This is a genomic window from Gluconacetobacter azotocaptans (genome assembly GCF_014174355.1).
Lineage (GTDB): Bacteria > Pseudomonadota > Alphaproteobacteria > Acetobacterales > Acetobacteraceae > Gluconacetobacter > Gluconacetobacter azotocaptans.
Genome location: NZ_JABEQF010000001.1, coordinates 388,561 through 401,725, shown reverse-complemented (window position 1 = coordinate 401,725; position 13,165 = coordinate 388,561). Strand labels below are relative to the sequence as shown.

Sequence of the window (13,165 nt, the reverse complement as noted above, 5' to 3'; positions counted from 1 at the left end):
GCTGGAAACACCCGGCTCCCCCCACCGTCAATGCGTCACGGCCAGAGTGATGTATCCCACAGCCAGAAGAAACAATATCGCGGACTGAACCCATGCCGCCATGATGAGCCTCCCCGTTTTTTGGGGACACTACACGACGGGATGCCGATCCGGTGATGTCATAGTGTGGCTTGCGCCCCCTATGGATCACGAATGTATGAACTCTGACGGCTTTGCCTATCGGTCAAGGTCGATTTCGACCGCGTCTTCACCCGCGTGCAGGTGCCGTATCTCGTCACAGGCCGCAATCCAGTGGCGCGCCATGCGTTCGTCCCCCGCCTGCCGGGCCTCGTCCAGATGGGTCTGCGCGATCGCCAGGGCGTCGGACCCGTAGCGATTATAAAGATCGGCGGCGACTGCTTCCGGTGTACTGGTCATGAGAACCCTCCCGGGGCCTGACGGGCAGGACGCCCATGGGTGGAATCTGGGGTGCCGCCGCCACACCGCAAGAGGCCCCCTGTCGCCAGACCGTCAGCCGTGGCATGGATGGGCGTCTCCCCTCATCGGATCCCATTTCCCATGATCGACGCCATTCACCATGTCGCCATCATCTGCTCGGACTACGCGCGATCGAAGGATTTCTACTCCCGCATTCTCGGCCTGCCGATCATCCGTGAAACCTATCGCGCCGAACGCGCGTCCTGGAAATGCGACCTGGCTGTCGGCGCCACCCAGATCGAGCTGTTTTCCTTTCCCGCCCCGCCACCGCGGGTTTCTCGCCCGGAAGCCTGCGGCCTGCGGCATCTGGCCTTCGCGGTGTCCGACCTGCCGGCGGCGGTCCGCCACCTGCAGCAGGCAGGAATCGAGGTCGAGCCCATCCGGACGGACGAACTGACCGGCCGCGATTTCACCTTCTTCGCCGATCCCGACGACCTGCCGCTGGAACTCTATCAGGTCGGCTAAGCCCTCCGCATTGCCCCCGCCCGCGGACTCACGTAGCAGCGTCTAATCCGCCGATCGGGGATAGGCGATGATCGAAAGATAGGTCATGGGCTTTTCCAGCAGTTTTTCCGGCCCGTGCGGGGAGCCGCTGTCGAACAGCAACGTATCGCCCGGCCCCATCTCGTAAGTGTCGGTGTCGTGCCGGTACACCACCCGGCCGGAGAGCATGTAGATCAGTTCCACCCCGTTATGCCGGAAATTGGTATACGGCTGGGCGTCCTCATGCAGGGTGATCAGATAGGGCTCCATCACCAGCGCGCCCCCCAGCAGATGGCCCAGAAGCTGATATTCGTGCCCCGCCTTTGTGCCACGTCGTTCGATCACCACGCCCTGGCCCGAGCGGACAAAGGAACAGTCGCGCTGTTCCTCGAACGTCGAGAAAAGCTGGCTGAGCGGCACATTCAACGCCCGGCAGACCGCCTGCAACGTCGACAGCGACGGCGAAATCTGGCCGTTTTCGATCTTCGACAGCATGCTGAGCGAAATGCCGGCCGTATGCGCCACATCGCCCCCACGCAGATCCGCCTGCCGGCGCAGCAGCCGGAGCTGGCTTCCCAGCGATTCCTCCAGCGTCATCTCCCTGACCGGCGGAGCGGACGATCCGGTCGTCAGGTCCTCGATATCAGATGGGTTGGCGGCCGCGGGTCCGGGAGGAGAGGAAGACATAAGGCGGACGTTCCTTTTGCCGGCTGCAATCCAGTATAGGCCCACCCGACGTCGCAGGGAAACGTCACGCGCCACGGGCCCGGCTGGCCCGCACAGCCTTGTCAACGCGCGACACACCATGAATGATGCGCAACGAATTCGTGACCCGTCCCGACGGCGCGGACAGGCAGGCGACTATTCCGAAGGGTAGGCTGGGGTTCATGACAATCGTCCGTCTTCCTCCCCCTCTCCTCTCCCTTTTCGCGCTTTTTCTCTGCCTTGCCCCGGTGACGGCCGCTTCAGCGGCCGATACGGGCCCGTCGCTGTCCGGCGGCGACACGGCCTGGATCCTGGTGTCGTCCGTCTTCACGTCGCTGATGCTGCTGCCGGGCCTTGCCCTGTTCTATGGCGGGATGGTGCGCAAGAAGAACGTGCTGGCCATCGCGATGCAATGCGCGACGGGCTGCGCACTGGTGTCGCTGATCTGGGTCGTCTGTGGCTACAGCCTTGTCTTCTCGCCCGGCACGCCGGTGCTGGGCGGGTTCGGCCGGGCGTTTCTGGCCGGGGTTTCGCTCAATTCCGTGTCGCCGGGCGCGCCGACGATCCCGGAATATCTCTATGTGATGTTCGAACTGACTTTCGCGACGATCACACCGCTGATCGTGCTGGGCGCCACGGCAGACCGGATGAAATTCACCGCCGCCATGCTGTTCGCGGTCCTGTGGGTGCTGCTGATCTATTGCCCCGTCGCCCACATGGTCTGGGGGCCTGGCGGCCTGCTGGGGCAAAGCGGCGAACTGGATTTCGCCGGCGGAACAGTGGTGCACATCACCAGCGGCACCTCCGCGCTGCTGGCCTGCCTCGTGCTGGGCAGGCGCATGGGCCTGGGGTCGGAGAACATGGCGCCGCACAATATCCTGCTGACGATGATCGGCGGCTCGCTGCTGTGGATGGGCTGGTTCTGCTTCAATGGCGGATCGGCGCTGTCGGCCGGCCCCACAGCGGCGCTGGCCATCCTGAACAGCCAGATCGCGGCCTCGGCCGCGCTGGTGTCGTGGACACTGGCGGAGTGGAAACTGCACGGCAAGCCCAGCCTGCTGGGCGCGCTGTCCGGGGCGATCGCGGGCCTGGTCGTCATTACCCCGGCCTGCGGCTTCGTCACCGTATCCGGCGCGCTGGTCATGGGGCTGATCGGCGGCGTGATCTGCCTATGGGCCGTCAACTGGCCGAAGCATCACTTCAAATATGACGATGCGCTGGACGTCTGGGCCATTCATGGCATCGGCGGCATCGTGGGCGCGTTCCTGACGGGCATATTCGCCACCCGTCTGGTCGGCGGCCCGGAGCATTCGGGGCTGCTGGACGGCAACTGGCACCAGTTGCTGGTCCAGTCGAAAGCCATCGGCGTGATCGTCCTGTGGACGATCGTGGCGACCGCCCTGATCCTGGTCATCGTGCAGCGGGTATGCGGCCTGCGCGTCTCGCCGGATGTGGAACGTGAAGGCCTCGATATCGCCCTGCATGGCGAGATGCTGCACGACTGATATCGCCCCATGAACGCAATGACATCGCTGGCGGGACAGGCTGGCTTTGACCTGAACCAACAGTTACCGGTCCTAGCCGCCTTGGAGCCCGATCACGGGGAAACACCCGGGTCGTCCGGCCCGGCGGAAGGAACATGATCGCGATACCGGTCCCAATGAGACAGGATCTCGGCCAGGACAGGCGCCCCCGCCCGTTCGTTGTTATCGAACGCCACGGCCTGCCCCGGCCCCTCGTCCCCCATTGACTGCGTCACCGGCACGCCCGGCGGCGGCATGGAGAAGTTGCTGCCCGACCGCAGGACCATGATGCGACCGGCATCGACGAAGCCGAGGGCGGCCAATGTCCGCATTTCCCGCTGATAGGTCTGGCTTTCCTCGTTCGTCATCACGAACCGGCCCTGGCCGCCGGTCCACAGCTTCACCCAATTCTCCGCCCAGAGGTTCCGCCCCGCGCCGTGCCAGTAGCGCTCGGCGCCCAGCGTCTCGCCCATCAGGACGAAAGGCGGCCGTTGTGCCTGGGGAAAACCTGTCCATGCCCGCCGCCGGGCGGCCACGGCCGGATCGTCCGCCAGGACGGCCTTGCGGCTGATCGCGAAAGCCCAGCGTGCCAGCCCCTGGTTGAGGGGATAGGCCTTGGTCAGTTCCGCGACGTCCGTCACTGATCCGTAATGATTTGGATTCGCGGGCAACGTGTCGGGACGCGATGCCCCGATGGCATACAGGCCATAAGGCCAATCCTTTGGAATGTCGCGATCGTCGATCTCGCGTAACGCATCGCCATCCACCACCCAGCGCGCCCAGGCGACGCTGCCCACCGATGCCGCGTGCGGATCGATGCCGGAAATGCCGGTAAACAGCCAATAGGTGTGATGAAAATCGAAACGCGGGTCCAGAACGAAGGCCGCAAGGTCGGTCACGCCATGCCGCAGGACGACACCGTACAAACCGGCACGGTTCCGGCGCACGACGTCCGGCGCCCCCCGGATCGCGATTTTCGTATCCAGATGCTCGCGCTCCACCCAGTCCTGGTACTCACCGGGTGCGTCGCCACGATCGGCGCCGTTTTCCCAATTCGCGATCACGACCGCCCGTACATCCTCAGCCGCCCGCGCCGGCACAGACAGGCCGATGACCGCCAGCGCCACATATCCCCACACCGAATGCCGGTTCATTACCATTCTTCCTTTCCGCCATTCCCAACGGGGCAAATCATTTCAAATGCGATATAGATGCAGCCGACTCCAAGCCACTGTCTGCAAAACAGGATCGGATGGGCCGAGCGCCCGGTAAAGCAAGTAAAGCACCACTCCCCTGGATGACCAGCAGGTGATGCAGGATTTTTAATAACATTCATACCCGGATCGAAGATATGCAGGAATTGCGCCGTGGCAAGGTCAACCTGGGACAGCGTGCCGGCCGCAGCCTATTCCGACGGGAAATCATACCGCTCGCAAAACGGCAACGATCTGTTCCTTTTTTTATCCTTGAGACATGTTCCGTTGCACATTATGTAACGATCCCGGACCGTTCCTGAAGATCTTTGCGAACAGGGCAACATCCAACGCGAAATCTTAAAATATTAGAAAATATAAACAAATACTACCCCGACCAGGTCTTGTTGATTGATGTCTTTTCTGTTGAATATTACTGAACTCTCATCAGTTTCATACTGTTGAAAGGCGCGGCGCGGACGATGCATCCAGGCCGGGCGCCAGCCTGCGAAGGCGCTATTTTTGGTTTACGGGCTCTGAATGCAATCAATCCATGGCGACAAACGGGTCCCCTCCTGTTAGGCAGGGCCATATCCAAGTAACGACATAACGCGAGTCAGGACAGAGTCGTGCCGCGGCTGGTGGAAAGAATGAAGGGTAACAGAGAATGACGCGCTATCATCGGACGCCGGGGCTACGAAACCGGCTGCAGGCCATGTCCTGCCTGGCAGGTGTGGTCTGTATTGCGGCATGGCCGGAGTTTCCGGCAGCCGCCGCGACCCAGGCGGCCGCTACCGCGCACCATCCCACGCCCGCCACGGCGCCCGTCGCGCGCCCGCAAACCACGACGCCGCGCAGCGCCGAAGACATTTCGGTCGTCTCGTCGCGGCAGGCCCTGAATGGCGGCGGCGGCATGATGCGGCTGGAGACGGCGCCCCACACGGTGCAGACCGTCGCGAAAGAATATATCGAGATGCGCGCGCCCACCAGCACCGCGCTCGACCTGATCAAGAACCTGCCGAGCGTGAGCGTGTCGACCCCCGATACCGCCGGCATGCAGGGCGGCATGATCCAGGTGCGCGGCCTGACCGACCTCGACATGGGTCTGATGATCGACGGCGCACCGGCCGCGGCGGCGAAATACATGGCCGAGGACATCGATTCGGAAAATCTGGAGGAGGTCAACGTGACGCCGGGCAGTTCGGCGACCGATCTGCCGGTCATGTCGGCGGCCGGCGGTGTGATGGACGAGCGTTCGCACACCGCGTCGCATAAATTCGGCGGGCTGATGGATTTCTCCTACGGGACGAACAATCTGTCGCGCGAGTTCCTTCGCCTGGAATCCGGCGATATCGGCAACAGCGGCGTGCGCAGCTATATCTCGTTCTCTCACACGCACAACCGCCCCTGGATGGGCGCCGGCGCCAACGATCGCCAGCATCTGGATTTCAGTGTGCAGAAGGATTGGGAAAACGGTTCGACCGCCAAGGTCTTCCTGTCGTGGAACAATGAAGATTTCATCATCGACAATTACCCGACCGCGCAGGAATTCTATAAATACAAGCATACCGGAACGGGATACGGCCGCACCGCCGACCCGACCAGCGACAATTACTGGAAGAACAACAACGATCACTGGAACCAGGTTTTCCTGACCGCGCCGCTCCATCTGGTGCTGCCGGCGCGCTTCAGCTTCGACCTGCAGCCCTATTTCAGCTTCGGCCAGGGCTGGGACGCATCTCCGGGCAATCCGATCGACAATGGCGCGGGCGGCCCTTACACCGGCCCCAACCTGACCAACTTCTTCCTGCAGAATTCGACGCGCCAGGTGGGCGCGGTGGCGAAGCTCGGCTACCGGATCGATTCGCACAACGAGGTCTCCGCGGGATATTGGTACGAGAATACCTACACGCTCCAGTCCTACCCCAGCGGCCAGACGAACCCGGACGGCACCCCGCCGAGCCCGTGGGAACTTTACAAGACCACGGCGCCCTATGGACAGGATGCTGGCTACGAACTCCATTCCCTGTTCGTGCAGGACAACGCGAAATACCTGTATGACAAGCTGGTGATCCATGCCGGCTTCAAATTCGTGATGGCCAACAGCTGGACCGCGGATCCGTACAGCCGTTACAATACCAACACGACCGAACCGCTGCCGCAGCTGTCTATCGGCTACACGTTCAACGAGCATCACCAGATCTATGTCAACGCGGAAGGCGATTATCGCCAGCCCAGCGCGGTTGACATGGGATGGCTGCCCACCAGCCCGAATTTCCTGAAAAACCAGTATTCCATCAAGGAAGAACTGGGATACCGGTATCACGACAAATACATCATCGCCGACGTGGCGCTGTTCAACTACAACGTCACGAACCGTATCGTGAACCAATACGTCGGCATGAACAGCTTCTCGCCGTTCTCGATCGGCAACCAGACCATGCGCGGCTTCGACGTGATGGTGGCGGGCCGCTCCATACACGGTTTCAGCCCTTATGCGTCGGTCGAATATCTCCACGCCACGCAGGACAGCGACGTGCTCGATCCCTATTCGAACACGCTGATCCATTCGAAGGGCACGCAGGCGGTCATGGCGCCACGTGTGATGGCGAACTTCGGACTGACCTACACCTACAAGGGGTTCTTCGCGAACGGGAACGTCCATTACACCGGCCCGCAATCGGTCAGCGTGGCAGGCGACCAGCGCATGCCGGGCTTCGTGACGGACACGCTGTCGCTGGGCTATCATTTCTCGCCCTTCCTGTTCGCCAAGTCGCCGACCTTCCGCCTGAACTTCACGAACCTGACCGGGTCCATCGTCCGCACCGGCGCGATGGGCGTGGTCTACAGCGCCAAGGACCTCAACTCCCACCCCGTGTGGAGCGGCAACCTTGCCCCCTATGCCGGCTATGGCAACTCCTTCATGGTAGAGCCGCGCTTCTCCATGACCGGGACGATTTCGACCGCGTTCTGATCGAATCCGGTCCCACGCGGCAAAGACCCGTCCTGCCTGCCGGCAGGGCGGGTCTTTGCCTGTACGGCCCACCGTCATCACGGCTTGATGATCGCTCGGCGGGGCCGTAACGTCGGCCATCATACCCGAAGGCACGACGATGGACGGCATGCACCCGCGGCTTCCCTACACGCCCGACCTGCTGCGGACCCTGACCGCGCGTTTCGCCGCGCGGGCCGCCACCTACGACCGGTCCGGCGAAATCGCGACCGGAAATCTGGACGATCTGCGCCAGGCCGGGCTACTGGCCCTGACGGTGCCGTCCCGCTATGGCGGTCACGCACTGGGCCTGCGCCAGGTCGCCGAGGTGGTCGGGACGATCGCCCAGGGCGATCCGTCCACGGCGCTGATCCTGTCGATGCAATATCTGCAGCACGCCGCGATCGTCCAGTCCGGCCGATGGCCCGAGAACGTGCACCGACTGGTCTCGACGGCGGCGGTGCGCGACGGCGCGTTGCTGAACGCCTTGCGGGTCGAACCCGAACTGGGCACCCCCGCCCGGGGCGGCATGCCGGCGACGGTGCTGCACCACGACGGCACGACATGGCGCCTGAACGGCAGCAAGATCTATTCCACCGGCTCCACCGCGCTGCGCTGGGGCATCGCCTGGGTCAGCACGCGCGAGGACACGCCCCGCACCGGGCAGGCGCTGGTGCCGCTGGACGCACCGGGGGTCCGGATCGAGCGGACGTGGCGTCAGATGGGCATGCGTGCGACCGGCAGCCACACCATCGTCTTCGACAATGTCGCGCTGCCGGACGACCATCTGGTGGATCTGCGTCCGCCCCAGGACTGGGCCCGGCGCGACAGCGGCGCGGAAAGCACCCATGCCCTCGTCATCGGTGCCTTGTACGACGGCGTGGCGCGCTCCGCCCGGAATTGGCTGATCTCCTTCCTGCACGCGCGCGTTCCCGCCAACCTGGGCCAGCCGCTGGCCACCCTGCCGCGTTTCCACAGCCTGCTGGGTGAAATCGACGGGCTGCTGATGACCAATCGCGCCCTGCTGGCCGATGCGCTCGACCGGCACGACCGCGAAACCCTGTCGGCCCTCGACGCCAACCTGGTCAAACATCTGACGACCGAAAACGCGATCCGCGCGGTCGAGCAGGCCGTCGCCGCCATCGGCAATCCGGCGCTGAGCCAGGATAATCCGCTGGAACGCCATTACCGCGACGTGCTGTGCGCCCGCATCCACACGCCGCAGGCCGACGTGGCGCTGGCTGCCGCCGGCCGGGCCGCCCTGACGCCCCCGCCCGAATAACAACGCCCCTTTTGGAAAAACCCGCGTGGCGTGTCAGTCTCGGCCTTGCTACCCGCTCAGGAGGTCCGCGACATGTCCGCCTATATCGTCTTCACCCGCGAAAACACCACGGATCAGGCGGAACTCGACGCCTACATGCAGGCGGTGGCGCCGACCTTCGAGGGCCATCCGGTCCGCATTCTCGCCGCCTACGGCACTCAGGACGTTCTGGAAGGCGCCGCACCGGAAGGGGTCGTGATCGTGGAATTCCCCACCATGACCCACGCCCGCGCGTGGTACGACAGCCCGGCCTACCAGGCTGTCGCCCGACATCGGCACCGGGGATCGGCCTATCGGGTGGTCATCGTCCAGGGCACGTAAGGCGCGCCCGGCCGCACCTACCTATCACGACACCGCAGGGATGCGGCCGGCCGCCACCCGCTTGCGCTTGCCGGCATAAAGCAGCCCGTACATGCCCACGACGATCACGCCCATGGCCGCGACCTGGTACGACCGGACCGGCACATGCATGAACGCCGCCCCGATCAGCATCGTCAGGGCGGGCGCCGGAATGGTGATCGAACTGGCGACCGACACATCGACATGCCGGACCGCGTGGAACCAGGTCAGCAGTTCCAGATAATAGATCGCCCCCAGCAGCAGCGCGAGTTCCTGAAAGCGTGGCGACAGGACATCCCGCAGCCCCGCCTGCCCGCCGCCCGACGACAGCCACAGCACGAACAGGAAGCAGGTCGAGACCAGCAGGCGCGAAAATGTGACCTGGGCCGGAGTGATGGCGCTGCGGTCCAGAACCTCTTTCAACGCGACGTGCGCCACGCTCCATAACAGGGGCGTGGCCAGCGCCACCAGGAACCACAGGGACAGGCCCGCGATCCGGAAGGTGCCGTTGGTGGCCAGGTAGACCAGCGCCAGGATCATCAGCAGCGTGAAGACCAGTTCCAGCCAGCTCTTGCGCTTGCCCAGGAACAGGACCTCCCACAGCGTCGAGAACAGCGGATAGGCCTGCAGCGCGATGGCGGTGGAGACCTCACCCGCCTTGTCGACCGACAGCACGAACACATAGGTCGACAGGCCGAACATCATGCCGGTGCCCAGAGTCACCACATGCATCCAGCCGCGCGGCACGGTGGTCCGGACACGACCCAGGATCACATCGGCGGCCTGCCCCTTGCGCCACACCAGCGGCAGCGAGCAGACCAGTTGCCAGAACGACATCAGCAACGCGAAGCTCAGCGCGTCGGACCCGGCCGGACGGCTGTCCGAGATAATGGGCATGACCCCCACGATGGCCAGACAGATGAACGCGAACGCGATCCCCAAAGCTTCGCGTCCGTAGGCTTCGGGCCTGTGTGCCTGCTGCGACATGATGTTCCGCCTGCGCTGCGATACGGCGCAGGGTCCCGCGCCGCGAAACGGTCCGCCCCGACATCCGGATAGCGAAACGTTTTCGCTTCGATAATATTGACCGCGCCGCGCGACAATCCGAACATTACCGGAATCGAAACATCAGGCCCGTTGCCGCACAGGCATGCGCGGGACGCGGGCCGGCGGGGACAGCATTTCCATGTCGACACAGCAGCCCATGCCCATCCTGGAACGCCGGCGGATCGAGGCCGACATCCTGCGCTGCGTCCATGACGTGCTGGCGGCCTCCCACGGGGCGGAGGTCGCGCGCGACACCATCCGCGATGCGGTGACGCGCTCGGCGGTGGACCAGGGGGCGTCCTTCCGCGCAGCGCTGGGCCATATGCCGGACCTCGCCGACTTCGCCGAAGCCCTGCGCCTGTGGACGGCCGAGGACGCGCTGGAACTGACGGTGCATGTCGCGCGGGCCGACATCCTGGAATTCGACGTGACCCGCTGCCGCTATGCCGAGATGTATCGCGCGATGGGGCTGGGCGAACTGGGGCCGCTGCTGTCCTGCAATCGCGACGGACAATTCTGTGCCGGCTATAACCCCGACATCGTCTTCACCCGCACCCAGACGATCATGGAAGGCGCATCCCACTGCGATTTCCGCTATCGGCTGGCGTCCCCCGGACGGGAGGCGCCAGCCGGCGGCTGATCAACTCGCGACTGGAGCCAGGCACGATGCCACCCGGCGGCGGCGGAATTGCCCGGTGGCGCTGTTCCGTGCCTCCTGCAACGACGACATGATCTGACCGTTCAGGGGGCGCAGCCATTCGTGAATGGCGCGAAACACCCGTGCGCCATCGTGCCGGGTCTGGATGACGACCCCCACGAAGACGCCGTCGATTTCGACGATCTCGGATTTGAACATGACGCAGGTCCCTTCGTTCACGGCGATATGCCAACGGAAGACGTGCGTGCAAGAGCACAGGCCATGCCCACGGGCAACGACAGGCGCAAGAACAGTTCGTGATGGTTTGATGACAGCCGCGGTCAGACACGCCAGAAGACGGGTTGCCGCCGGAATTTGCGCCACCTGGCATAGGTCCTGTCCTGTGTGGCTGCCTGACGGCAGCACAGGAAGCCTGCCACGGCGCCCAGCGTGTGCTGGATGTCGGGCCCCGGCGCGGCCTCGCCGATTCGCGCCAGCAGGGCCCGCGTCGTCAGCACGTCGCTGTCCATGCCCAGCACGTCCTGCAGGCGCGACAGGCGACGTATGTAGGGGGCCGCCCCCGTGCCCGGAGCATGCAGGGACTGGAAGAATTCGGAGGTATAGCGCAATTTCTTCAAGGTCAGGCGCAACTGGTGCCGTTCCTCCGGCGCCAGCAGGGCCAGGTCCCGCCCCTGGCGGTGCGCCTTGCGGTGCAGGCGCGTCAGATGACGTGCGGCGAAATCGACGGCCGGCTCGTCCAGCGTCTGCTGGACCGCCGCCGGCAGCGGCGCGATCCAGACCGCTCCGTCGATCATCTGTTCCAGAAGATACAGGAACCGGCGCGCCTCGGCGCCAGTCAGCGCCGTCCGCGCCGCGTCGCCCGCCCCCTGCCGCAGCGGAACGGACAGCGGACCCAGTACGCCCGGCGCATCGACCTCGACATGCGCCAGCGCGCCCAGGCCCGGCAGCGTCGTGATCGTGAACACATCCCAGTTGCGCGCGTCGTTCAACGCATGGGCCAGCGTGCGGGCATGACCCGACGCCCCGTCCAGCACCACGTTGAGACTGTCGCGCCGCAACAATCCGGCCAGGGCGCGAAAGCGGCGCAGCGCCACCCGCACCTGATGCACCCCTTCCGGATTGCGCCCGTCGATGGCGGCGTCCAGGTTGGCGGCCAGATGCGCATGGATCGCGGCGATGATGGTGCACGCGGCCGTCCGGATCGTATCCCCATGACCCAGCACGATCGGCCCGGCCTTGAGGCTGTCAGGAATGGCAGGCAGCACTATATCGGGCATGATCCCGTTCCGTTCCCAAGAACTCTCCACCGGCCGTCAACCCTAATGACAAGCGGCCGCGTCATCCATTGCCGATTGCGCGACCCTGCCCGCCCTCACGCCGTGGCGGCATCGCGCAGGAAGGCCTGCAACCGCGGCACCATGAAATCGAGGAACAGGCGAATGCGCTGCGGCACGCGCGGTCCGCCCAGATACAGGGCATGGACGTCCTCCATTTCGCCCTGCCCGGCCTCGGCCAGCACCTCCACCACACGACCGGCCCGGATGTCGGGACGGACATGGAAATCAGCAAGGCGGCCCAGCCCGACACCCGCCAGCACCATGCGATGGACGGTTTCGCCATTGTTCGCCAGCAGGGTGCCGCCGACAACCCGGTCGACGACGCGGCCTCCGTCGCGCAGCGGCCACACCGGCGCGGCACGGCGGAAATTGAAGCCCAGGCAGTTGTGGGCCGGCAGATCCTCGATGGCGCGCGGTGTCCCGCGACAGGCCAGATAATCCGGCGAGGCCACGATCATGCGCCGCGCGGTGCCCAGCTTGCGGGCCACAAGTCCCGAATCCGCCAGCGGCCCGACCCGGAATGCAATGTCGGTCCGATCCAGGTACAAATCCACGATCTCGTCCGACAGCGACAGATCGACCACGATGTTGGGATAGGTCCGCCAGAACTCCGGCAGCAGCGGTTCGATCCCCCGCACGCCGAACCCCACCGAGGCATTGATCCGCACCGTGCCGCCGGCATTGCGCGCCCCATGGGCCAGTTCGCCCTCGATCGCGTCCAGCTCCGACAGCAGGGCCACGCTGCGCTCGTAATATAGCCGCCCCTCATCGGTCAGGGACAGCCGCCGGGTCGATCGTTCCACCAGCCGGACGCCCAGCCGGTCCTCGATGCGGGCGACCAGCTTGCTGACGGTGGAAGGCGTCATGCGCATCTGCCGCGCCGCCTCGGAAAAACTGCCGGCCTCGACCACCCGGGTGAAGACCATCATCTCGCCGGCCCGGTTATCCATCTACCCATCCGATCTGTGAAACATCCTCATAAATGATGTGCCCTTTCGTCGAATTATCAAGCGCCGCCATCCGGACCAGATTTCGCGGACCACGCCACCCGGATGGCAGGCAGAAATCCTGCGATCGTCCTGCAAGGAAG

General features: G+C 64.6%; 13 protein-coding genes. 6 read left to right on the top strand and 7 right to left on the bottom strand.

The features are described 5' to 3' along the window. Positions 1-216 precede the first annotated feature (216 nt). On the bottom strand, positions 217-417 hold the full coding sequence (locus HLH34_RS01820) for a hypothetical protein (protein WP_183117865.1): 201 nt from the start codon (positions 415-417) through the stop codon (positions 217-219). A 141-nt stretch (positions 418-558) separates the two neighbouring features. Here HLH34_RS01820 and gloA2 point away from each other — a divergent pair, with 141 nt between their 5' ends. After that, on the top strand, positions 559-942 hold the full coding sequence (gene gloA2 / locus HLH34_RS01815; RefSeq protein ID WP_220791989.1) for an SMU1112c/YaeR family gloxylase I-like metalloprotein: 384 nt from the start codon (positions 559-561) through the stop codon (positions 940-942). Between the two features lie 42 nt (positions 943-984). On the opposite strand, the gene HLH34_RS01810 is transcribed toward gloA2, so the two are convergent. Then, on the bottom strand, positions 985-1,647 hold the full coding sequence (locus tag HLH34_RS01810; RefSeq protein WP_183117864.1) for a helix-turn-helix domain-containing protein: 663 nt from the start codon (positions 1,645-1,647) through the stop codon (positions 985-987). A gap of 266 nt (positions 1,648-1,913) precedes the next feature. On the opposite strand from HLH34_RS01810, the gene HLH34_RS01805 reads away from it, so the two are divergent. Continuing rightward, positions 1,914-3,170: an ammonium transporter gene (locus tag HLH34_RS01805; protein ID WP_264784510.1), complete on the top strand. Its 1,257-nt coding sequence runs from the start codon at positions 1,914-1,916 to the stop codon at positions 3,168-3,170. 92 nt (positions 3,171-3,262) lie between these two features. Here HLH34_RS01805 and HLH34_RS01800 read toward each other — a convergent pair whose 3' ends face one another. Further along, complete coding sequence (locus HLH34_RS01800; RefSeq protein ID WP_183117862.1) at positions 3,263-4,342, bottom strand: purine-nucleoside phosphorylase; 1,080 nt, start codon at positions 4,340-4,342, stop codon at positions 3,263-3,265. Between the two features lie 706 nt (positions 4,343-5,048). Between HLH34_RS01800 and HLH34_RS01795 the strand changes: the two genes are divergently transcribed. The 3 genes from HLH34_RS01795 (at position 5,049) to HLH34_RS01785 (ending at position 9,015) form a co-directional block, all read left to right on the top strand. Next, entirely contained in the window at positions 5,049-7,355 is a 2,307-nt protein-coding gene (locus tag HLH34_RS01795) for a TonB-dependent receptor (protein ID WP_183117861.1), read from the top strand. A gap of 148 nt (positions 7,356-7,503) precedes the next feature. Beyond that, entirely contained in the window at positions 7,504-8,655 is a 1,152-nt protein-coding gene (locus HLH34_RS01790; protein ID WP_183117860.1) for an acyl-CoA dehydrogenase family protein, read from the top strand. A 72-nt stretch (positions 8,656-8,727) separates the two neighbouring features. Then, positions 8,728-9,015 carry a DUF1330 domain-containing protein gene (locus tag HLH34_RS01785; protein WP_183117859.1) on the top strand — a complete coding sequence of 96 codons (288 nt, stop codon included), beginning with the start codon at positions 8,728-8,730 and terminating at the stop codon, positions 9,013-9,015. 24 nt (positions 9,016-9,039) lie between these two features. Here HLH34_RS01785 and HLH34_RS01780 read toward each other — a convergent pair whose 3' ends face one another. Then, entirely contained in the window at positions 9,040-10,020 is a 981-nt protein-coding gene (locus HLH34_RS01780) for a DMT family transporter (RefSeq protein ID WP_183117858.1), read from the bottom strand. A gap of 199 nt (positions 10,021-10,219) precedes the next feature. Between HLH34_RS01780 and HLH34_RS01775 the strand changes: the two genes are divergently transcribed. Further along, entirely contained in the window at positions 10,220-10,720 is a 501-nt protein-coding gene (locus HLH34_RS01775; RefSeq protein ID WP_183117857.1) for an L-2-amino-thiazoline-4-carboxylic acid hydrolase, read from the top strand. Here HLH34_RS01775 and HLH34_RS01770 read toward each other — a convergent pair whose 3' ends face one another. The 3 genes from HLH34_RS01770 to HLH34_RS01760 form a co-directional block, all read right to left on the bottom strand. Next, complete coding sequence (locus tag HLH34_RS01770; protein ID WP_183117856.1) at positions 10,721-10,936, bottom strand: hypothetical protein; 216 nt, start codon at positions 10,934-10,936, stop codon at positions 10,721-10,723. Between the two features lie 122 nt (positions 10,937-11,058). Beyond that, on the bottom strand, positions 11,059-12,015 hold the full coding sequence (locus tag HLH34_RS01765; protein WP_183117855.1) for a CHAD domain-containing protein: 957 nt from the start codon (positions 12,013-12,015) through the stop codon (positions 11,059-11,061). Positions 12,016-12,110: 95 nt separating this feature from the next. Next, complete coding sequence (locus HLH34_RS01760; RefSeq protein ID WP_183117854.1) at positions 12,111-13,025, bottom strand: LysR family transcriptional regulator; 915 nt, start codon at positions 13,023-13,025, stop codon at positions 12,111-12,113. Positions 13,026-13,165: the final 140 nt, after the last annotated feature.